At 41.9% G+C, this 21,033-nt stretch carries 18 protein-coding genes and 1 pseudogene; all 19 read left to right on the top strand.

Annotated elements, in window-relative coordinates; translation table 11 throughout:
• The first annotated feature begins 65 nt into the window (after window positions 1–65).
• The 19 genes and pseudogenes from tsf (at window position 66) to rpsO (ending at window position 20,873) form a co-directional block, all read left to right on the top strand.
• The gene (tsf, locus tag ACFPOH_RS05445) at window positions 66–953 is read left to right on the top strand and encodes a translation elongation factor Ts (protein WP_342469843.1); all 888 of its coding nucleotides are present in this window, start codon (window positions 66–68) and stop codon (window positions 951–953) included.
• Window positions 954–1,048: 95 nt separating this feature from the next.
• The gene (pyrH, locus tag ACFPOH_RS05440; protein ID WP_342469842.1) at window positions 1,049–1,774 is read left to right on the top strand and encodes a UMP kinase; all 726 of its coding nucleotides are present in this window, start codon (window positions 1,049–1,051) and stop codon (window positions 1,772–1,774) included.
• Window positions 1,774–2,328 carry a ribosome recycling factor gene (frr, locus tag ACFPOH_RS05435; protein WP_342469841.1) on the top strand — a complete coding sequence of 185 codons (555 nt, stop codon included), beginning with the start codon at window positions 1,774–1,776 and terminating at the stop codon, window positions 2,326–2,328. The genes pyrH and frr overlap by 1 nt, the downstream gene beginning before the upstream one ends.
• Window positions 2,329–2,634: 306 nt before the next feature.
• Window positions 2,635–3,366: an isoprenyl transferase gene (locus ACFPOH_RS05430; RefSeq protein WP_390309004.1), complete on the top strand. Its 732-nt coding sequence runs from the start codon at window positions 2,635–2,637 to the stop codon at window positions 3,364–3,366.
• Window positions 3,363–4,157, top strand: coding sequence for a phosphatidate cytidylyltransferase (locus ACFPOH_RS05425; protein ID WP_390309003.1), 795 nt, complete (start codon window positions 3,363–3,365; stop codon window positions 4,155–4,157). The genes ACFPOH_RS05430 and ACFPOH_RS05425 overlap by 4 nt, the downstream gene beginning before the upstream one ends.
• A gap of 18 nt (window positions 4,158–4,175) precedes the next feature.
• Window positions 4,176–5,321, top strand: a complete 1,146-nt coding sequence (gene dxr, locus ACFPOH_RS05420) for a 1-deoxy-D-xylulose-5-phosphate reductoisomerase (RefSeq protein WP_342469838.1) — start codon at window positions 4,176–4,178, stop codon at window positions 5,319–5,321.
• Window positions 5,322–5,351: 30 nt separating this feature from the next.
• A complete protein-coding gene (rseP, locus tag ACFPOH_RS05415) occupies window positions 5,352–6,617 on the top strand; it encodes an RIP metalloprotease RseP (RefSeq protein WP_342469837.1) in 1,266 nt (421 codons plus the stop codon).
• A gap of 211 nt (window positions 6,618–6,828) precedes the next feature.
• Window positions 6,829–8,529, top strand: a complete 1,701-nt coding sequence (locus ACFPOH_RS05410) for a proline--tRNA ligase (RefSeq protein ID WP_342469836.1) — start codon at window positions 6,829–6,831, stop codon at window positions 8,527–8,529.
• 166 nt (window positions 8,530–8,695) lie between these two features.
• A pseudogene (locus tag ACFPOH_RS05405) lies at window positions 8,696–12,969 on the top strand (PolC-type DNA polymerase III).
• Between the two features lie 285 nt (window positions 12,970–13,254).
• Window positions 13,255–13,734 (top strand): ribosome maturation factor RimP, encoded by a 480-nt coding sequence (rimP, locus tag ACFPOH_RS05400; RefSeq protein ID WP_342469833.1) that lies wholly within the window; start codon window positions 13,255–13,257, stop codon window positions 13,732–13,734.
• Between the two features lie 19 nt (window positions 13,735–13,753).
• Window positions 13,754–14,914 (top strand): transcription termination factor NusA, encoded by a 1,161-nt coding sequence (nusA, locus tag ACFPOH_RS05395; protein WP_342469832.1) that lies wholly within the window; start codon window positions 13,754–13,756, stop codon window positions 14,912–14,914.
• A gap of 30 nt (window positions 14,915–14,944) precedes the next feature.
• On the top strand, window positions 14,945–15,268 hold the full coding sequence (gene rnpM, locus ACFPOH_RS05390) for an RNase P modulator RnpM (protein WP_390309002.1): 324 nt from the start codon (window positions 14,945–14,947) through the stop codon (window positions 15,266–15,268).
• Window positions 15,261–15,569 carry a YlxQ family RNA-binding protein gene (locus tag ACFPOH_RS05385; protein WP_342469830.1) on the top strand — a complete coding sequence of 103 codons (309 nt, stop codon included), beginning with the start codon at window positions 15,261–15,263 and terminating at the stop codon, window positions 15,567–15,569. Before rnpM ends, ACFPOH_RS05385 begins: the two co-directional genes overlap by 8 nt.
• Window positions 15,570–15,583: 14 nt before the next feature.
• Window positions 15,584–17,785, top strand: a complete 2,202-nt coding sequence (infB, locus tag ACFPOH_RS05380; protein WP_390309001.1) for a translation initiation factor IF-2 — start codon at window positions 15,584–15,586, stop codon at window positions 17,783–17,785.
• A complete protein-coding gene (locus tag ACFPOH_RS05375) occupies window positions 17,782–18,060 on the top strand; it encodes a DUF503 domain-containing protein (RefSeq protein WP_342469828.1) in 279 nt (92 codons plus the stop codon). Before infB ends, ACFPOH_RS05375 begins: the two co-directional genes overlap by 4 nt.
• Window positions 18,061–18,171: 111 nt before the next feature.
• Complete coding sequence (gene rbfA, locus ACFPOH_RS05370; RefSeq protein WP_342469827.1) at window positions 18,172–18,522, top strand: 30S ribosome-binding factor RbfA; 351 nt, start codon at window positions 18,172–18,174, stop codon at window positions 18,520–18,522.
• An 80-nt stretch (window positions 18,523–18,602) separates the two neighbouring features.
• Window positions 18,603–19,514, top strand: a complete 912-nt coding sequence (gene truB / locus ACFPOH_RS05365; RefSeq protein WP_390309000.1) for a tRNA pseudouridine(55) synthase TruB — start codon at window positions 18,603–18,605, stop codon at window positions 19,512–19,514.
• 12 nt (window positions 19,515–19,526) lie between these two features.
• Window positions 19,527–20,483, top strand: a complete 957-nt coding sequence (gene ribF, locus ACFPOH_RS05360; protein WP_390308999.1) for a riboflavin biosynthesis protein RibF — start codon at window positions 19,527–19,529, stop codon at window positions 20,481–20,483.
• A gap of 120 nt (window positions 20,484–20,603) precedes the next feature.
• Complete coding sequence (gene rpsO, locus ACFPOH_RS05355) at window positions 20,604–20,873, top strand: 30S ribosomal protein S15 (protein WP_342469824.1); 270 nt, start codon at window positions 20,604–20,606, stop codon at window positions 20,871–20,873.
• Window positions 20,874–21,033 lie beyond the last annotated feature (160 nt).

Raw genomic sequence — 21,033 nt, 5'->3', positions numbered from 1 at the left:
GTTTCTTACTTTGTAAAATGGCTAAAACTTATAGTAAACAATCATGATCCAAGGAGGAACTTTCAATGGCAATTACTGCACAATTAGTAAAAGAACTTCGTGAAAAAACGGGCGCAGGTATGATGGATTGCAAAAAAGCCCTTGTAGAAACAAACGGTGACATCGAAGCTGCCATCGATTACCTACGTGAAAAAGGTTTGGCTTCTGCAAGCAAAAAAGCTGACCGTATCGCGGCTGAAGGTACAACTTACATCTTAACTGAAGGAAACGAAGCGATCATTTTGGAAGTGAACGCTGAAACAGACTTCGTTGCGAAAAACAGCCAATTCCAAGAACTAGTAAAAAGCTTGGCGGAACAATTATTAAAAGCTAAACCTGAGTCTTTGGAAGCTGCATTGGAAGTGAAAAACGAGGAAGGCGCAAGCATAGCGGAACAAATTTCAACTGCTGTTGCGACAATTGGTGAAAAAATCACTCTTCGCCGTTTCGAAATCAGAACAAAAACGGATGCAGATGCTTTTGGTTCCTACTTGCACATGGGCGGCCGCATCGGTGTATTAGTTGTTCTTGAAGGTACTACAAATGCTGATGCAGCGAAAGATATCGCGATGCACATTGCGGCAATCAAGCCAAAATATATCTCCCGTGATGAAGTGCCTGCGGAAGAAGTTGAACGTGAACGCAAAGTGTTGACTGAACAAGCATTGAACGAAGGAAAACCTGAAAACATTGTGGCAAAAATGGTTGAAGGTCGTCTTGGAAAATTCTTCGAGCAAGTTTGCTTATTAGAGCAAGCATTTGTTAAAGATTCTGATCAAAAAGTTCGTGATTTCGTGAAATCAGTTGGCGGTAACGTAACTTCATTCGTTCGTTATGAAGTAGGAGAAGGCATCGAAAAACGCGAAGACAACTTTGCGGAAGAAGTTATGAGCCAAGTAAAAGGAAATAAATAATCGTAGAATAAATACACAAACTTTATGGGGAGCACTCTAAGTGTTCCCTATTTTTCAGAAAAGAATTTTAAATTAACGCATAACGGAGGTTTACTATGAGTGTGCCGCAATTCAAACGAGTAGTCATTAAAATAAGTGGTGAAGCATTGGCAGGAGAAGCAGGATTTGGCATCTCCCCAAAAATTATTAAATCAGTGGCCGAAGATATCAAAGAAGTAGTGGATCTTGGAGTGGAAGTTGCAGTTGTTGTTGGCGGAGGAAACATTTGGCGTGGTAAAATAGGTAGTGAAATGGGAATGGATCGTGCTTCTGCCGATTATATGGGAATGCTTGCAACTGTCATGAACTCCCTCGCATTGCAAGATGCTCTGGAAAAATTGGACGTGGAAACTCGTGTACAATCTTCTATTGTGATGACCCAAGTGGCGGAACCTTACATACGTCGAAAAGCGGTGCGTCATCTCGAAAAAGGGCGTGTCGTGATTTTCGCTGCTGGAACTGGAAATCCATTTTTCTCCACAGATACAACGGCTGCATTGCGGGCTGCCGAAATTGATGCGGACGCTATTTTAATGGCAAAAAATAATGTTGATGGCGTTTATTCAGCGGATCCCAAAATTCACCAAGATGCAGTGAAATACGAAACACTCACTTATTTAGAGGTCATTCAGCAAGGTCTTCAAGTAATGGATTCCACAGCTTCCACATTATGTATGGACAACGACATCCCATTAATAGTATTCTCTATAATGGAAAAAGGTAACATTAAACGGGCTGTTTTAGGCGACAAAATTGGGACAGTTGTTAGGAGGAATGCATAATGAATAGTGTATATGAACAAGCGAAGGAAAAAATGAACAAGTCGATTACCGCTTTTACTAGAGAACTTGCATCGATTCGTGCCGGCAGAGCAAACGCAAAATTACTGGACCGGATTACTGTCGATTATTACGGGGTACCAACTCCGGTGAATCAGCTTGCAGGGATCACTACTCCGGAAGCGCGCCTTCTTGTAATCACACCCTATGACAAGTCCATTTTAGGGGAAATTGAAAAAGCCATTTTAAAATCGGATATTGGTATTACCCCTACAAATGATGGAAATGTAATCCGTTTAACAATTCCTCCTTTGACTGAGGAACGTCGTAAAGAGTTGGTGAAAGTCGTGAAAAAAGAAGCGGAAGAAGCAAAAGTGGCCATCCGGAATGTACGACGTGACGCAAATGATGAATTGAAAAAATTGGAGAAAAACGGGGAAATGACGGAAGACGAATTACGAGGACATGTGAATGATATCCAAAAACTAACAGATGAGTTCATTGCAAAAGTTGACAATTTAGCAAAAGAAAAAGAAGACGAAATCCTTTCAATTTAAAGGTTTGTCAAAAAGAACTTTCCATAGGCTGTGACGTCCTTTTCTTCAGGACGTCTTTTTCATTTCATATTATGCATAGGATTTGTTGATTGAATAATAATAGAAATTTCAATAAAGTCATCGGATTAAACATAAGTTATTAAAAGAATTAGAAAAAATGCAAATAATTCTTTAGGAAATGAAAGACACATATATTGGTTTTTGATATTATTAATTAGAATACGTCCAAAACGTTGTCAGGTGGGGGAATACATGGTATTTTACAATTTTTTTAGGAAAACTAAATATGCAAAAAAGGCATCCAAAATGGATGGCAAAATTGAAGTGATCCCTTCCCATATTGCAATCATTATGGACGGCAATGGACGTTGGGCGAAGAAGCGGGCTATGCCACGTATCGCTGGTCATCATGAAGGGATGAAGACCGTTCGGAAAATTGCGCGCGTGGCAGATGATCTTGGAGTGAAAGTTTTAACGCTGTATGCTTTTTCAACGGAAAACTGGAAGCGTCCTAAAACAGAAGTGGATTATTTAATGAGCTTGCCAGAAAAATTTCTTGATGATTTTTTACCGGAAATCATAGAGCGAAATATCTGTGTTCAAATGATTGGCGAAAAGGAAGGTTTGCCGGAACATACAAAAAAAGCAATTAATAATGCGATGGAAAAAACAAAAAATAATACAGGACTTATTTTGAATTTTGCATTAAATTATGGCAGCCGCGCAGAGATTGTGAAAGCGATGAAAAAGATGATGGCGGATGTTCAGGAAGGAAAATTGTCCATCGATGCCATTACGGAAGAAACGATGAACCAATATTTGATGACATCCCATCTGCCGGAACCGGATCTTTTGATTCGCACGAGCGGGGAAGTACGATTAAGCAATTTTATGCTTTGGCAATTGGCTTATACAGAATTTTGGTTCACTGATACCCTCTGGCCGGATTTTGATGAAGAAGACTTTATGGAGGCGATTTATGCCTATCAGAGAAGAAATCGTCGGTATGGTGGATTGAAAGGAGAAGAAATTAATTGAAGCAACGGATTATTACGGGAGTTGTAGCAGCTGCATTTTTCATCCCGTTTGTCATCTATGGTCAACTCCCATTTACCCTATTAGTTTATGCAATGGCTACAGTAGCAATGTTTGAACTTCTTCGAATGAAAAAAATGTCTGTTTTTTCAATACCAGGATTCGTTGGTTTCTTGACCGTGTATGTTTTATTAATGCCGGATTCATGGGCGGATAAAGTTCATGAAGTCACTTCTTATAGCAAATTGGAATTTCTTGTCATTTCGGCCCTTTTGTTATTGATTCATTCTGTCATTGTAAAAAACCATTTTACTTTTGATGAGATTGGATTCGTACTTCTGTCCGCATTATATATCGGTATCGGCTTTTATTATTTGATTGAAACGAGAAACGCCGGGCTGGAGTTCATTATTTTTGCCCTGCTCATCGTTTGGTGCACCGATTCAGGGGCGTATTTTACCGGAAGAAAATTCGGGAAAAACAAATTATGGCCGGAAATTTCGCCAAATAAGACCGTTGAGGGGTTTTTCGGAGGAATACTCACGGCGGTTGTTTTCGCATGCATTATGCAAATGATTTACCCATTTGATAAACCTTGGTTTATACTAGTTCTTGTAACGATTGTAAGTTCTGTATTCGGACAATTGGGCGATTTGGTAGAATCCGCTATAAAAAGGCATTATGATGTGAAAGATTCAGGGAAGATTCTTCCGGGACATGGGGGAATACTGGATCGTTTTGACAGCTTATTGTTTGTATTACCATTACTTAACTTGTTGCATTTCGTCAGTTGATGAAGGGAAGGACCCATGTTGAAAAAAATCAGTTTATTAGGCGCAACAGGTTCGATTGGATGGCAAACTTGTGATATTTTGAAAAATCATCCAGAAGAATTTCAACTTGTTGCTTTTTCTGCTGGAAAAAATATAGAAAAAACAAGGGAAATTATTAAAACATTGAATCCTGAACTGGTTTCTGTGCAAGAAGAAAAAGATGCACATGCATTAAAAAAAGAGTTTCCTCATATACATTTTACATACGGTGACAAAGGGTTGATAGAAGTGGCCACTCACCCGGAAAGCGGAGTATTGGTGAATGCGGTTTTGGGCAGTGTTGGACTGCCTTCCACATTGGCTGCCATCCGCATGGGCAAAACGATTGCGATTGCCAATAAAGAGACCCTTGTTACCGCTGGGCATCTGGTCATGGAAGAAGCGAAAAAGTATCATGCACCCATTTTGCCTGTTGACAGTGAGCATTCAGCCATATTCCAGTCGATGAATGGTGAAAATCCGAAACAAATCAAGCGGCTGATTTTGACAGCTTCCGGTGGTGCATTCAGAGATAAAACCCGCGATGAACTGAAACATGTGACAGTGAGGGATGCTTTGAATCATCCGAACTGGTCAATGGGCGCGAAAATAACGGTTGATTCGGCGACGATGATGAATAAGGGGCTGGAAGTGATTGAAGCCCATGTGTTATTTGATATGCCCTTTGAACAGATTGATGTGTTGCTTCATAAAGAAAGCATCATCCACTCGATGGTGGAGTTCCATGATACAAGCGTCATTGCCCAATTGGGAACCCCGGATATGCGTGTGCCGATTCAATACGCATTAAGCTATCCGGACCGATTGCCTCTGATTGGCGGGAAGACGTTAAATCTGGCGGAAATCGGACAACTGCATTTCAAAGCAGTGGATTTTGACCGGTTTAAAGCGTTAAAACTTGCTTATGAAGCAGGTCGAATGGGCGGAACGGTATTAACGGCAATGAATGCAGCCAATGAAGCGGCAGTGCAACTGTTTTTACAGGAAAAGATCCCATTCTTGGAAATTGAGGAAATTATCGAACGCATGATGGACAGCCATAACAATATTTTAAACCCGGATTTGGAAACGATTTTGCATGTGGATAGGGAAACAAGAAAAAAAGTGCTTCATATGGTACAATAAACTTGAGCTCAGCTCTAAAGGTGGTATACTATGCAAACAATATTAGCATTTATCCTCGTATTTGGATTAATCGTTTTCTTTCATGAATTTGGGCATTTTATCTTTGCGAAACGTGCAGGCATATTAGTGCGGGAATTCGCCATTGGTATGGGACCTAAGCTTTTTGGCATGAAAAAAGGGGAAACGTTATATACGATCCGATTATTGCCTTTGGGCGGCTATGTCCGGATGGCCGGTGAGGATTTCGATCAAATTGAGCTGCAACCTGGTTATCGGGTAGGTCTCATATTAAATGATGAAGAAAAGGTCGAGAAGATTTATTTAAATCAAAGTGTCCGACATCCGAATGTGTTATTTATGGAAGTGGAGCGGGCAGATTTAAATAAAAAATTATGGATTGAAGGTTACGATGAAGAAGAGCGTTTAGTCCGTTTCGACATTGCCCGGAATGCAATCATTGTTGAAAATGGGGAAGAAACGTTAATTGCACCATATGATCGGACTTTTGAAGCAAAATCGTTATGGCACCGTACACTTACAATCTTTGCGGGACCGTTGTTTAACTTTATTTTGGCTTTTGCCATTTTTATATTCCTCGGTATATTCCAAGGAGTGCCAACGAATGAACCGATTATTACGGAAGTGGTCGATGACAGCCCAGCCGCTGAAGCAGGGATGGAAGCAGGGGACTATGTAAAATCCATTAATGGAACACCGGTTAAAAAATGGGATGAATTGACCGATTTTGTAAAAGAGAATCCTGGAAAAGAGCTTTCATTCATTGTTGAACGGGACGGACAGCAAGTGGAACTATCCGTCGTCCCTGAAACAGTGAAAATGGAAAACGGTGAAAAAGTTGGACAAATTGGTGTCATGTACCAAAGTCCGCTTGTGAAAAATCCAATCAAAGCCATTGGCTATGGTTTTCAACAAACGTGGGAATACACCCTTTTAATTCTACAGGCGCTGGTGTATTTAATTGCAGGGAACTTTACCCTTGATGACTTGGCCGGTCCTGTCGGCATTTACCAATACACCGGGGAAGTGGCAAAACACGGCTTCTTCACCCTTATGTACTGGACAGCGGCATTGAGCATCAACTTGGGAATCATGAACTTGCTTCCGCTTCCAGCCTTGGACGGTGGCCGCTTAATGTTCTTCGGCATTGAGGCATTGAGAGGAAAACCTGTCGATCGCAAAAAAGAAGGCATGGTTCATTTGGTGGGAATCGTGCTCTTAATGATATTAATGATTGCTGTCACATGGAACGACATTCAACGATTGTTTTTCCAATAAAAAACGCGCGTCAAAAATCGCCATCCGATGGAACGTCGGGGCGATTTTTGCTTTTTCATCATCAAATTTTAATATTGGATGCATCATTGCAAGATTTATTGATAAGTGAATCAATGCAGTAAATAAATATCAAAAAAATGTATATACTCAACACTTTGATGGGTATGCTATTCTATTAAAAAAGATAGAAACTGATAAAGGTGGAGCACTTATGAAGCAAAGTGTAACGTTGATCCCAACGATGCGGGAAGTGCCACAAAATGTTCATACGAAATCTTGTCAAATGTTGCTGCGTGCAGGATACATACGTCAACATTCAAAAGGCACCTATTCCTATTTGCCATTGGCGAAGAGGGTATTAAAAAAGATTGAAACAATCATCCGGGAAGAAATGGAGAATAAGGAAGCGATTGAAATTGAATTGCCTTCCATCCAATCGGTTGATTTGTGGAAGCAGTCAGGGAGACTGCATTTTTTCGATGAAGAATTGATACATTTCCAAGATCGGAACAAACAGGAATTTGTCATCGGACAAAGTATGGATGTAATGACTTCCATTGTGCGGGATGAAATAAAAACCTATAAAAAATTGCCGATCACCTTTTACCAATTGCAGAAAAGAATTCGGAGAGAAAAGGAATTGCGCTTTGATTTATTCCATGCGCAAGAGCCTTTAATGTTGGAAGCTTATTCTTTCCACGACAGCGACGAAAGTTTAAATCACACGGTTGAAGAAATGATTGGAACATTTGAACGGATTTTTTCTTATTTGGGATTAAATATTCAAATGGTGGAAGCGGATCCGGGGCCTTTCGGAAATGAATCTTACGAGTTTGTCATTTTCTCGGATATCGGACAAGAAATCATTGCTTGTTCAGATCAATCGAATTATGCCGTCAATGCGGAAATCGCAAAAGTATCTACCGAATATGAACGCTCCACTGAAGAAATGAAGCCGCTTGAAAAGTTGGCTACGCCGAATGTCCAGACGATTCAGGAATTATGTGATGTTTTGCAAGTGGAACCAAGTCAATGCATAAAATCACTTGTATTAAACGTCGACGGGGATATCACCGTTGCTTTAGTCCGCGGAGACCACCAGCTGAATTTAAGGAAAATAGCCAAAGTTTTGAATACAACGAATGTACAATTTGCCGGTGAAGAAGAAATCAAAAAACACATAGGCTGCTCCAAAGGATCAATCGGCCCGTTAAAACTGCCTATCGATATCAAAGTGATCGCGGATAATGGAATCAAATCCGTTGTAAACGCTGTCACTGGCGCCAATGAAGACGGCTATCATTATATCAATGTGAATCCGGATCGTGACTTTGCCATCAATCTGTACGAAGATATCCGATTTATCGAAGAGGGAGACCCTTCCCCTGATGGACAAGGAAGCATTCAGTTGAAGAAGGGGATTAAGCTCGGCCGTGTAATGAAATTAGGAAATCGGTATATGGAAAATATGCAGGCAACCATCGCCGGCGATGAGGGGAAACAAATTCCATTGCAAATGGCAAGTTACGAACTGGAATTGACACGGATTTTTGCCACACTGGCGGAACAATGCCAGGATGATAGAGGATTTATATGGCCGAAACATCTGTCACCTTATGATTTGCATCTGATGGCGATCAATGTTAATGATGAAGCGCAATTGAACCTTGTAGAGCAGCTGTACAATATTTTAACCACTTACCGATATGATGTTTTATACGATGACCGGGACGAACGGGCAGGTGCAAAGTTTGCGGACAGCGATTTGATCGGTTTGCCGATACGGATCACCATTGGGAATAAGGCGTTAACAGGAATGGTGGAAGTAAAAAATCGAAAAACGGGCGAAACAATCGAATGCGTAAAAGAAGAGTTAATCGACCGTTTAAATGAATTTTTTCGAACACAATAAATCCAAACAGTCTTGAAAAAATAGTGTATACTTAATAGATGGCAGTTAAAATAGAATTCGCTCTTCTATAGACGAGACGCCTCACCGTCTTGCCTGATAGAGTTTTGCGAATTCTTTTCATTTTTTATTCCATCAAGGCATTTTTCAATTAAAGGTGGTGAGTTGGATGGAAAACTCAAAAGCGAGAGAGCGTTTATTGACGCTTTTATCCCAACTGAAACTGACGGAAGATATTTACATGTCTTTCTTTGAACATGGTGAACTGAACCGATTGACGGTTCATAAGAAAAAGAGAATTTGGAATTTCTCATTGAAGCTGAAAAATATTTTACCTTTTCAAGTGTACCAACTATTCTCTTCCCGATTAAAGGAAGAATTTCAACATATTGCTCAAACGGAAATTTCGATACAGACGGAAAATCCGCAAGTAACAGATGATCTCATTTCCGATTATTGGATGACCGTCGTTGAACGCATCGACGCTTCGCCGCCTGTAAAGAAACGTCTCTCATGTCAATTGCCAACCTGGACGGGAAGCAAAATGGTTCTTTCCTGCATCTCTGAAATGGAGCAATTGACATTAAAATCGAAGTACCGGGAAATTATTTCGGAAACTTATGCTTGTTTTGGATTTCCAGCAATTCCAGTGGATTTCAAATTAGTTGAAGCATCGGAGGAAGAAAAGCTGGAGCAGGAAAAATTAATGGAACAGCGCAGGTTGGAAGAAGAAGAACTGGCCAGACAAGCCATTATAGATTTCCAAAACAGGGAAAAAGAAAAGAAAGAATCTTCGTCTTCCAACGGGCATGCTGAAGAAGGTCCGGTACAAATCGGCTCAATCATTCACGATACTGAAATTATGGATATCAAATCGATCGTTGAAGAAGAACGCCGCATCGTCATTGAGGGACATATTTTTGCTGTGGAAGTAAAAGAGTTAAAAAGTGGCCGTTCCCTTTTGGAAATCAAAATGACCGACTATACGGACTCCATCCTCGTGAAAATGTTTTCCCGCAACAATGATGATGCCGAGAAGATGGCCCGCCTGAAAAAGGGCATGTGGGTAAGGGTCAGAGGATCAGTGCAAAATGATACGTTTGTCCGTGAATTGGTCGTGATTGCAAATGATATCAATGAAATTCATAAAGAGCCGAGAAAAGACACGGCACCTGAAGGCGAAAAACGGGTGGAATTGCATTTACATACACCAATGAGCCAGATGGATGCAGTGACACCGGTGGACCGCATTGTGGAACAGGCCGCAAAGTGGGGGCATTCCGCTGTGGCAATTACGGATCATGCTGTCGTCCAAGCCTATCCGGAAGCCTATGCCGCCGGAAAAAAATATGGCATAAAAATCATTTACGGTTTGGAAGCCAACTTGGTGGATGACGGTGTTCCGATTGCTTATGAAGAACGGCATATCAAACTGGATGATGCCACTTTCGTTGTATTTGACGTGGAAACAACCGGATTATCCACTGCCTATGATGTGATTATTGAGCTCGCGGCGGTCAAAATACGCGACGGCAAAGTGATTGATAAATTCGAACGCTTTGCCAATCCGCACCGGCCGCTTACAGAAAAAATCATCGAATTGACGAATATTACGGATGACATGTTAAAGGACGCACCGGAAGTGGATGATGTGATCCGTGAATTCCATGAATTTATCGGAGATGCCATTGTGGTTGCCCACAACGCGTCCTTCGATATGGGATTTTTGTATGCAGCGTACGAAAAAGCGGGCATTACAGGGGTGAAACATCCGGTCATCGATACGTTGGAATTGTCCCGCTTATTAAATCCGACACTCAAAAATCATCGTTTGAATACATTGTGTAAAAAATACGGCATCGAACTTGTACAGCACCACCGCGCAATCTATGATACGGAAGCAACGGGCTACTTGCTGTTGCAATTATTGAAAGAAGCCAAAGAAAAAGGAATCGAATACCATGACGATTTTAATAAATTCATGGGCGGAGAAGACTCCTATAAACAATCCCGGCCTTATCACTGTACAATTTTAGTGGTGGATAATGCCGGATTAAAAAACTTGTTCAAATTGGTGTCCATTTCCCACACTCAANGCTGATTATCGGATCCGGCTGCAGCAACGGGGAATTGTTCGAGACGATGATGAACAAATCTCCGGAAGAAGCGGAAGCGGTGGCTGAATTCTATGATTATATTGAAGTTCATCCAAAAGCCGTCTATTCCCAATTGATTGACAGTGGAACAATCCATGATGAATGGCATTTGGAAGACATTATCCGCAAACTTGTGAAGCTCGGCAAAAAAATGGATAAGCCGGTGGTGGCGACCGGGAACGTCCATTATTTAAATGAACATGATGCCATTTACCGGAAGATTTTGGTGGCTTCCCAGGGAGGGGCAAATCCATTAAACCGCTATCCATTGCCGAAAGTGCATTTCCGTACAACGGATGAAATGATCGAAGAATTCGCCTTTTTGGGAGAGGAAGTGGCGAAGGAAATCGTTGTGACCAACTCCCAAAAAATTGCCGATATGATCGGCGATGTGAAACCGATCAAAGATAAATTGTACACGCCGATCATTGAAGGGTCCGATGAAGAAATTAAACGCTTGACCTATGAAATGGCGCATAAAATTTACGGCGAAAAGCTGCCGGAAATCGTGGAAAAACGGCTTGAAAAAGAATTGAACTCGATTTTGGGACACGGGTTTGGGGTGGTTTATTTAATTTCCGCAAAACTCGTGAAGAAGTCCTTGGAGGATGGATATTTGGTCGGCTCACGGGGTTCCGTCGGTTCATCCCTTGTCGCGACGATGATGGAAATTACGGAAGTCAACCCGCTGCCGCCTCATTACATCTGCCCGAACTGCCACTATTCCGAATTCTTTACGGATGGTTCGGTCGGTTCAGGATTTGACTTGCCGAACAAGGATTGCCCTGAGTGCGGTACGCCTTTGAACAAGGACGGACAGGATATTCCATTCGAAACGTTCCTTGGATTCAACGGGGATAAAGTTCCGGATATTGACTTGAACTTCTCCGGGGAATACCAGGCGCGGGCCCACAACTATACGAAAGTCTTGTTCGGGGAAGATAAAGTCTACCGCGCGGGAACAATTGGTACCGTTGCGGAAAAAACCGCTTACGGCTTCGTAAAAGGTTATGCGAATGACAATAATATCAATTTCCGTTCGGCGGAAATTGACCGTTTAGTGCAAGGCTGCACCGGTGTCAAACGGACGACCGGCCAGCATCCGGGCGGTATTCTTGTTGTTCCTGATTATATGGATATTTACGACTTCACTCCGGTGCAATATCCTGCCGATGCCCAGGATGCGGAATGGCGTACGACCCATTTCGACTTCCATTCAATCCACGACAACATTTTGAAATTGGATATTCTGGGACATGATGATCCGACAATGATCCGCATGCTGCAAGATTTGACGGGCATCGATCCTAAAACGATTCCACCGGATGACCCTGATGTCATGGCCATCTTCACAGGAACAGAATCTTTGGGCGTGACGCCTGAACAAATTTTATGCAATACGGGAACTTTAGGTATTCCGGAATTTGGAACGAGATTTGTCCGTCAAATGTTGGAGGACACAAAACCGAAAACCTTCTCTGAGTTGTTAAAAATTTCAGGCCTATCCCATGGTACGGATGTATGGCTTGGAAATGCCAGCGAATTAATCGCAAATAATGTATGTTCCTTCTCAGAAGTCATCGGTTGTCGTGACGACATCATGGTGTACTTAATTTATAAAGGATTGGATCCTTCGCTCGCTTTCAAAACGATGGAGTCGGTCCGTAAAGGGAAAGGCTTGACGGAAGATATGGAAAAAGCGATGAGGGAACATGATGTGCCTGACTGGTATATTGAATCATGCAAAAAAATCAAGTACATGTTCCCGAAAGCCCACGCAGCCGCCTATGTATTAATGGCTGTCCGCGTGGCATACTTTAAAGTCCATTTCCCTCTTGCCTATTATTGCGCTTATTTCTCCGTGCGTGCCGAAGACTTTGACTTGCCGGCGATGATAAAAGGGGCCAGAGCGATCCGCACGAGAGTCGAAGAAATTAACGCAAAAGGCTTGGATGCAACGAAAAAAGAAAAAGATTTATTGACCGTTCTTGAAATAGCCCTTGAAATGTGCGAAAGAGGCATGAGCTTCAAAAATGTGGATTTGTACAAATCGAAAGCCACAGAATTCGTCATTGAAGGGAATTCCCTCATTCCGCCTTTCAATGCGATCCCCGGTTTGGGGGAAAGTGTGGCGAAACAAATTGTGGCGGCAAGGGAAGAAAGGGAGTTTTTATCGAAAGAAGATTTGCAAACACGGGGCCGCGTTTCCAAATCTTTGATTGAATACATGGAGCAATTGGGCGTGTTGGAAGGTCTGCCTGATGAAAATCAGCTGTCTTTATTCTAAATCCTTTTGCTTGGAATGATTTTGCATCCGTCAAAGATGTGGTGGCACAGTTTCTCATATTTGCATTTCTTAAGAAATTGTGCTATTGTTAAATCAATAATTTGTTGATAGTCTTGCAGCAAAAGAGTGGGGTTTCCCGCTCTTTTCTATTGTTTGTTTGAATTGAGTCTAGGTGCAGCTCTCCACCAGGAGGGTAGCGATTGCTTTGTACACGGAATGCGAATTTCACCATGATTGGTGGAATTTCTGTTTTTAGTCTAGGAAACAGGACGTTGGGAGGATTTTATGAGCAAAATTACTTCTACAGTAGAACAGCTGGTCACACCGATCTTAGAGGAATTGAATCTTGAATTAGTGGATATTGAGTTTGTGAAAGAGGGACGCGCTTGGTTCCTCCGTGTATATATCGATACTCCTCAAGGTGGAATTGATATTGACCAATGTGCACTTGTCAGCGAGCGATTGAGTGCCTTGTTGGATGAAAAGGACCCTATAGAACAAAACTATTATTTAGAAGTTTCCTCTCCTGGTGCGGAACGCCCATTGAAGAAAGAATCCGATTTTGAGAAAGCCATTGGCAAATACGTATATATCAAAACGTATGAGCCGATTGAAGGCATGAAAGAGTTCTATGGTTACTTGAAATCCAACAGCGAAGATAGCCTGGAAATTGAAGTTCGCATAAAAACACGCAATGTTCTTATAAAAATCGGAAAAGAAAAGATTGCCAAAGCTCGCCTGGCAATCGATTTTTCATCAAATTAATTAGGAGTGAAATGAAAAGATGAGCAGTGAATTACTAGATGCTTTAAATGCTCTGGAACAGCAAAAAGGCATTTCAAGGGAAATATTGGTGGAAGCGATCGAAGCTGCACTGGTTACCGCATATAAACGCAACTTCAATCAAGCGCAAAATGTACGTGTTGATTTTAATCAAGAAACAGGAGAAATCAAAGTTTTCTCAAGAAAAGAAGTTGTGGAGGAAGTGGAAGATCCACGCCTGCAAATTTCATTGGAAGAGGCCAGAAAAATCAACAGTGTTTATGAACCTGGCGATATTGTTGAACAAGAAGTGACTCCCCGCAACTTCGGACGGATTGCTGCGCAAACGGCAAAACAAGTTGTGACCCAACGCGTACGTGAAGCGGAAAGAAGCGTCATTTATGAGGAATTTGTCGATCGCACAGATGATATCGTCAATGGAATCATTGAGCGGAGAGATGCGCGAAATATCTATATCAATCTTGGAAAAGTGGAAGCCGCTTTGCCTTTAAATGAACAAATTCCAGGGGAAGAGTACAAACCACAACAACGCATTCGCGTCTACATTACAAAAGTGGAAAAAACGACTCGCGGACCGCAAATCATCGTTTCCCGCACACATCCAGGGTTGCTTCGAAGATTGTTTGAAATGGAAGTGCCGGAAATTTATGAAGGAATTGTGGAGATAAAATCCATCGCCCGTGAAGCCGGGGATCGTTCCAAAATCTCAGTTTACGCGCACGATCCGGAAGTGGATGCCGTTGGTGCATGTGTTGGTACGAAAGGGGCACGGGTACAAGCGATCGTCAATGAATTAAATGGCGAGAAAATTGATATTGTGGAATGGTCAGAAGATCCGGTAGTCTTTGTTGCCAATGCATTGAGTCCATCCAAAGTGTTGGATGTCATTGTGAATGAAGAAGAGAAATCCACAACTGTTATCGTTCCGGATTATCAGCTTTCATTAGCGATTGGCAAACGGGGACAAAACGCGCGACTTGCAGCAAAATTGACAGGCTGGAAAATTGATATTAAAAGTGAATCCGATGCTCGGGAATTAGGAATTTACCCGAATGAAAACAGTCCTTTCATCGAAATTGAAAGCGACAATCAGGAAGAAGAACCTTCTTTTGATCCAATTGATTACGACCTATATCAAGATGTCGATGGTGATGAAGAATAATAAGTTGGGATATTCCAGATAACACGAAAAATGGAATGCGTTGAGCTGATAGGGAAGGTGATATACGTGCCAACGAAAAGAAAAGTTCCATTACGCCGCTGTGTTGTAACAGGTGAAATGTTTCCAAAAAAAGAATTGCTTCGCGTTGTCCGCTCCAAAGACGGTGAAGTATCAGTGGATCCGACTGGAAAAAAGTCCGGTCGCGGCGCATATATTTCCAAATCTGAAGAAGCGGTGGAAAAAGCCCGCAGCAAAAAGATTTTAGAACGCCATTTAGAAGTGAAAATACCGGATGAAATTTACGATGAGCTAATACGGCTTATTCGCAGGGAGCAGCTTTTCAAAAATGAATAAAGAAAAGATTTTGCAGCTTCTGGGATTGGCGACGAGAGCGCGGAAAGTCGTTACCGGTGAAGAATTGGTGATCAAAGAAATTCAAAAGGGCAATGCGAAGTTAGTCATTCTTTCTTCGGATGCATCCCAAAATTCAAGAAAAAAAATTCAAGATAAATGTACGCATTACAACGTTGAATTCCATTCGTTCAGCGATCGTTATGAGCTGGGACATGCGATTGGCAAAGAAAAACGGGTAGTGATTGCCATTACCGACCAGGGATTTGCCAAAAAGCTGTCCAGTCTGCTCAACGAAAATTAATCGGGGGTGAGCTAATGACCAAATTGAGAGTTCATGAATATGCCAAAAAAGTGAATCGACCAAGTAAAGAAGTCATTGAAGAATTAAAAAAATTAAATATAAATGTTTCGAATCATATGTCTACGCTTGACGGAGAAGCGGTTGCGAAACTGGATGCGGTTTTTAACAAAAATGCGAATGAAGCGCCTGCCAAAAAAAATGGCGGACAACAACATAAATCAAAACAGCCGCAAAACAAAGATGCAAAGAAACATGAACATCCTGCAAAACCAAAAGAAGATCAGGATGAAGTGCAAGTTTCCTTTGAAAAAATTAAGCGAAATAAAGTTGCCAAAGATCAAGAACCGGTTCAACAACAGGCTAAACATAAAGGAAACCAAAAGAAAAAGCCTGGCATTCATGGCGGAAAACGCCGTCAACCGAAACAACAACAGCCGCAGCAACCGGTTCAAAAAGAGCTTCCAGAAAAAATCACTTTCTACGAATCTTTAACGGTGGCGGAACTGGCGAAAAAATTAAACCGTGAACCTTCCGAAATCATCAAAAAGCTCTTTATGCTTGGTGTGATGGCGACAATCAACCAATCTCTTGACAAAGATGCCATCGAATTGGTTTGTGCGGATTATGGCGTGGAAGTCGAAGAAGAAATTCGCATTGATAAGACGGATTTAAATGTTTACTTTGAAGAAGAAGATCCGGAAGATGCATTGGTGGAACGTCCACCTGTCGTAACCATCATGGGTCACGTCGATCACGGGAAAACGACAACCTTGGATGCCATCCGCCATACGAGAGTGACAGAAGGGGAAGCTGGAGGTATAACGCAGCATATCGGTGCATACCAAGTAGATATTAATGGAAAGAAAATCACTTTCCTTGATACACCTGGGCACGAAGCGTTCACAACAATGCGCGCAAGAGGCGCGCAAGTTACCGACATCGTTGTCATCGTTGTTGCGGCAGATGACGGTGTCATGCCTCAGACAGTGGAGGCGATCAACCATGCCAAAGCCGCAAATGTGCCAATCATTGTCGCAGTCAACAAAATCGACAAACCAACAGCAAATCCGGACCGCGTCATGCAGGAATTGACGGAATATGGTCTAGTTCCGGAAGACTGGGGCGGCGATACAATCTTTGTTCCAATCTCAGCCTTGAAAGGTGAAGGAATCGACCAATTGTTGGAAATGATCCTGCTTGTTGCGGAAGTTTCTGAATTGAAAGCAAATCCTAACCGCCGGGCAATTGGTACGGTCATTGAAGCCCGCCTGGATAAAGGCCGCGGTTCTGTAGCCACATTGTTGGTTCAAAATGGTACGTTGCGCATCGGCGATCCGATCGTTGTCGGTAATACATTTGGCCGCGTTCGTGCAATGGTGAATGATTTGGGACGCCGCGTAAAAGAAGCTACGCCTGCAACGCCTGTTGAAATCACAGGATTGCACGAAGTACCTCAAGCGGGAGATAAATTCGTTGTATTCGAAGATGAAAAAACGGCCCGTGAAATCGGGGAAGCCCGTGCACAAATGGCGCTTCAGGCAAGCCGTGCCCAAAAATCACGCATCACTTTGGATAACTTGTTTGAACAAATGTCCCAAGGCGATATCAAAGAATTGAATTTGATCATCAAAGCGGACGTGCAAGGATCTGTGGAAGCTTTGGCTTCTTCATTTATGAAAATCAATGTGGAAGGTGTAAATGTTAAAATCATCCACACTGGCGTAGGTGCGATTACAGAGTCTGACATCAGCCTTGCTGCGGCGTCCAATGCCATCGTCATCGGCTTCAACGTCCGTCCAGACGTCAACGCAAAACGTGCCGCAGAACAAGAAGGCGTGGAAATCCGCCTGCACCGCATCATCTACAAAGCGATCGAAGAAATTGAAGCAGCCATGAAAGGTTTGCTTGATCCGGAATATGAAGAAAAAATCATCGGTCAAGCGGAAGTTCGTCAAACAATTAAAATTTCAAAAGTGGGTACAATTGCAGGTTCATACGTTACAGACGGCAAAGTGACACGCGATGCCGGTGTACGTGTCATCCGAAATGGAATTGTGATTTACGAAGGGGAACTTGCATCGCTAAAACGCTTCAAAGATGATGTCAAAGAAGTCATGAGAGGCTTCGAGTGCGGTATGCAAATCAAAAACTTCAACGATATCAAAGAGGGCGACATCATCGAAGCCTTCGTTATGGAAGAAATTGAGCGCAAATGATCGTGTATTTGGAAGCGGAATTCATCATTCCGGACGCTCATTCTTTGAAGGAAAAGCGTGCAGTTCTCCAGCGAATGATCACGAGAGCAAAGCAAAAATTTAATGTATCGGTTGCAGAAATCGATCATCAGGATGTATGGCAACGGACAAAAATTGCTGTCGTGGCCGTTGCTTCATCCCGTTCTGCAGCTGAGCGGGAAATAGACCAAGTGCTCCATTTTCTGCAATCGAATCCATCTTGGGAGCTGTTGGAGTTTTCCCGCGAGTATTTGTAATATGTATGGATAATTTTTAGGATTCCAACAACAATAACATTAATATCATGAAGTCAAGTAGATAAAAGTGCGTGTTGTGCTTTTATTCTACTTTTTAAAAGAGGTGACAATATGTCTCTACGTGCAAATCGTGTTGCTGAACAGATGAAAAAAGAATTGGGCGACATCATTGGCCGTAAATTGAAAGATCCCCGTGTGGGATTTGTAACCATAACAGCTGTTGAAGTCACTGGGGATCTTCAACAAGCGACAATTTATTTTACAACGTTAGGTACGGAAGAAGAGAAAGATGAAACGTTGAAAGCATTGGAAAAGGCGAAAGGTTTTATCCGTTCCGAAATCGGTCATCGCATTCGCCTTCGAAGAACACCTGAAATCACATTCAAGTTTGATACATCGATCGAATATGGAAACAAAATCGAACAATTATTGCGCTCCATCAAGGATACCGATGAAGCGTAAATATCCATATCGTAAAAAGCCTGCGACTGCATCCATCATGCAGGTGGGCTTTTTTTATTGAAATTTTTGGGGGGATTCGAGTGGATGGTATTTTGCCATTATGGAAAGAAAGAGGTTTAACGAGCCACGACTGCGTGTTTCAACTTCGAAAAATATTGAAAACCAAAAAAATTGGACATACCGGAACCCTTGATCCGGAAGTGGAAGGGGTTTTGCCAATTTGCATTGGACAAGCGACTAAAATATCTGAATATTTGATGGAGGCTGGCAAAACTTACGAAGCGGAAGTGTCAATCGGACGTTCCACAACTACGGAAGATGCTGAAGGAGATACGGTGGAAGAAGATAGCAGTCATAAGAAAATTTCAAGGAAGCAATTGCTTCAAGCGCTATCCCAATTGACCGGTGAAATTGAACAAATTCCCCCAATGTATTCAGCGGTGAAAGTGAATGGCATGAAACTTTATGAATATGCCCGGAAAGGGATTGAAGTTGAACGTCCTCGAAGAAAAGTGACCATTTACGAATTGGAGCTGCTCGATGATCGGGAAATGTTTGAAGGGCAAGAAATTAAGTTCAAAATACGGGTGAAGTGCAGCAAAGGCACGTATATCCGAACGCTGGCGGTACAAATCGGGGAACTGCTGGGCTACCCTAGCCATATGTCTTCCCTTGTGCGAACGGCTTCAGGGAATTTTACGAAAAACGAGTGTGCCACAATCCGTGAAGTTGAAAATGCTGTGGAAGAAGGTACCATTGAACAGCTGATTCTTCCCATTGAAAAAGCCCTATCTTCTTATCCATTCATTGAAATGGATGCATCCAATGAAAAGCAAATTTGTAATGGACAAATCTTAAAAGTCCATTCATTATTAAAAAAGAGCGGTAAAATTGTATTTACCCGCAACGGGAAGGCGATTGCTGTATATAGAGAACATCCGACAAAACCTGGGCTGATGAAACCAGATAAGATGTTTCCAAATAATCTTTAGGAGGCCACATGAATGAAGGTAATTCATTTAAAATATCCGTACCAATTAGATAAAGTGGATCCTTCCACTTCCTATTCCCTGGCAGTCGGTTTTTTTGATGGCGTACATAGGGGACATCAAGCGGTGATCCGTGCCGCAATGGAAAAAGCGAGAGAAATCAATGTCAAAAGTGCTGTGATGACCTTTGATCCCCATCCTTCGATCGTATTAGGGAAAAGCAATGAAAAAATCTTTTACATTACCCCTCTTCATCAAAAGTTGGAAATCTTGGAAGAATTGGGTGTCGATACGACATTTGTGGTGCAATTTACCTCCGACTTTGCAAAGCTTTCACCGGAAGAGTTCATCCAACATTTTATTCGGGATTTGAATGTGAAACATGTCACGGCCGGTTTTGATTTTTCCTTTGGCGCTTTCGGGAAAGGAAATATGGAATTGATGAAGGAACTTTCCCGCGGGGATTTCGGTGTGACGGTAGTGGAAAAGCAGGTGGAAGGTGGAGAAAAAATTTCATCGACCCGCATTCGTGAGAGTCTGCGCGAGGGGGATATGGAAACCGTTCATCATTTATTAGGCCGTCCTTACCAACTCCAAGGCATTGTGGTTCAAGGAGATAAAAGGGGCCGTACCATCGGTTTCCCAACGGCCAATATCCAGCCAAAGGAAGGCGGCTTTATTCCGAAAAATGGTGTGTATGCAGTGAAAATATTGGTGCAAAACCAATTATTCGATGGGGTCTGCAACGTGGGATATAAACCGACATTCAAAAATCCCGATGAAAAGCAATTAACAATCGAAGTCCATATTTTGGATTTCCACAAAAATATTTATGGTGAAGAAGTGAAAGTTTATTGGTATAAGCGGCTCCGGGACGAACAAAAATTTGATGGCATCGAATCGCTGAAAGCCCAAATCAACCGCGATAAGGAGCAGGCGATTGAATATTTTTCAAATAAATCATTTGCCTAAACATTTGAACTATGATAATATCTCTTAGTGTACAAAATTGTACATTCCTTAGCTCGGCATACCGAAGCTCCAACGGTTGACTGTGCTAAAGGAGTAATCAAAAAATAGGAGGAAAACAAAATGGCTATTTCAAAAGAACGCAAAAATGAAATCATTAAACAATTCCAAACTCATGAAGGAGATACTGGTTCTCCAGAAGTGCAAATCGCAATTTTAACAGAAGAAATCAACGTATTAAACGAACACTTATCTGTTCATAAAAAAGACTTCCATTCCCAACGCGGACTTCTTAAAAAAGTAGGTCATCGCCGTCATTTATTGAAATATTTACGTGAAAAAGACGTTCAACGTTATCGTACATTAATTGAAAAATTAGGTCTTCGTCGATAATCAGAAAGCGGGATTTTCCCGCTTTTTATTTATCCAAAAAACAGTTTCCAGCGAGTAACAAATAAAGTAAAATTACCATAATTTAATTGAAAATGTTTAGCATAGAAAATGCTTTTTTGATACACTTACTATTGGTATATAAATAATGGTGGCGTATGTC

Origin of the sequence: Ureibacillus suwonensis, from assembly GCF_042655065.1 — a bacterium.
Lineage (GTDB): Bacteria > Bacillota > Bacilli > Bacillales_A > Planococcaceae > Ureibacillus > Ureibacillus suwonensis.
Note: the sequence above shows the minus strand (reverse complement) of the source record. Positions and strands in the feature narration are given on the sequence as shown.

Excerpts from the sequence above, each read along its gene's own strand:
- tsf (WP_342469843.1), top strand. The coding sequence starts at position 66 with ATGGCAATTACTGCACAATTAGTAAAAGAACTTCGTGAAAAAACGGGC.
- pyrH (WP_342469842.1), top strand. The coding sequence starts at position 1,049 with ATGAGTGTGCCGCAATTCAAACGAGTAGTCATTAAAATAAGTGGTGAA.
- frr (WP_342469841.1), top strand. The coding sequence starts at position 1,774 with ATGAATAGTGTATATGAACAAGCGAAGGAAAAAATGAACAAGTCGATT.
- ACFPOH_RS05430 (WP_390309004.1), top strand. The coding sequence starts at position 2,635 with ATGGATGGCAAAATTGAAGTGATCCCTTCCCATATTGCAATCATTATG.
- rseP (WP_342469837.1), top strand. The coding sequence starts at position 5,352 with ATGCAAACAATATTAGCATTTATCCTCGTATTTGGATTAATCGTTTTC.
- ACFPOH_RS05410 (WP_342469836.1), top strand. The coding sequence starts at position 6,829 with ATGAAGCAAAGTGTAACGTTGATCCCAACGATGCGGGAAGTGCCACAA.
- rimP (WP_342469833.1), top strand. The coding sequence starts at position 13,255 with ATGAGCAAAATTACTTCTACAGTAGAACAGCTGGTCACACCGATCTTA.
- nusA (WP_342469832.1), top strand. The coding sequence starts at position 13,754 with ATGAGCAGTGAATTACTAGATGCTTTAAATGCTCTGGAACAGCAAAAA.
- rnpM (WP_390309002.1), top strand. The coding sequence starts at position 14,945 with ATGGAATGCGTTGAGCTGATAGGGAAGGTGATATACGTGCCAACGAAA.
- ACFPOH_RS05385 (WP_342469830.1), top strand. The coding sequence starts at position 15,261 with ATGAATAAAGAAAAGATTTTGCAGCTTCTGGGATTGGCGACGAGAGCG.
- infB (WP_390309001.1), top strand. The coding sequence starts at position 15,584 with ATGACCAAATTGAGAGTTCATGAATATGCCAAAAAAGTGAATCGACCA.
- ACFPOH_RS05375 (WP_342469828.1), top strand. The coding sequence starts at position 17,782 with ATGATCGTGTATTTGGAAGCGGAATTCATCATTCCGGACGCTCATTCT.
- rbfA (WP_342469827.1), top strand. The coding sequence starts at position 18,172 with ATGTCTCTACGTGCAAATCGTGTTGCTGAACAGATGAAAAAAGAATTG.
- ribF (WP_390308999.1), top strand. The coding sequence starts at position 19,527 with ATGAAGGTAATTCATTTAAAATATCCGTACCAATTAGATAAAGTGGAT.
- rpsO (WP_342469824.1), top strand. The coding sequence starts at position 20,604 with ATGGCTATTTCAAAAGAACGCAAAAATGAAATCATTAAACAATTCCAA.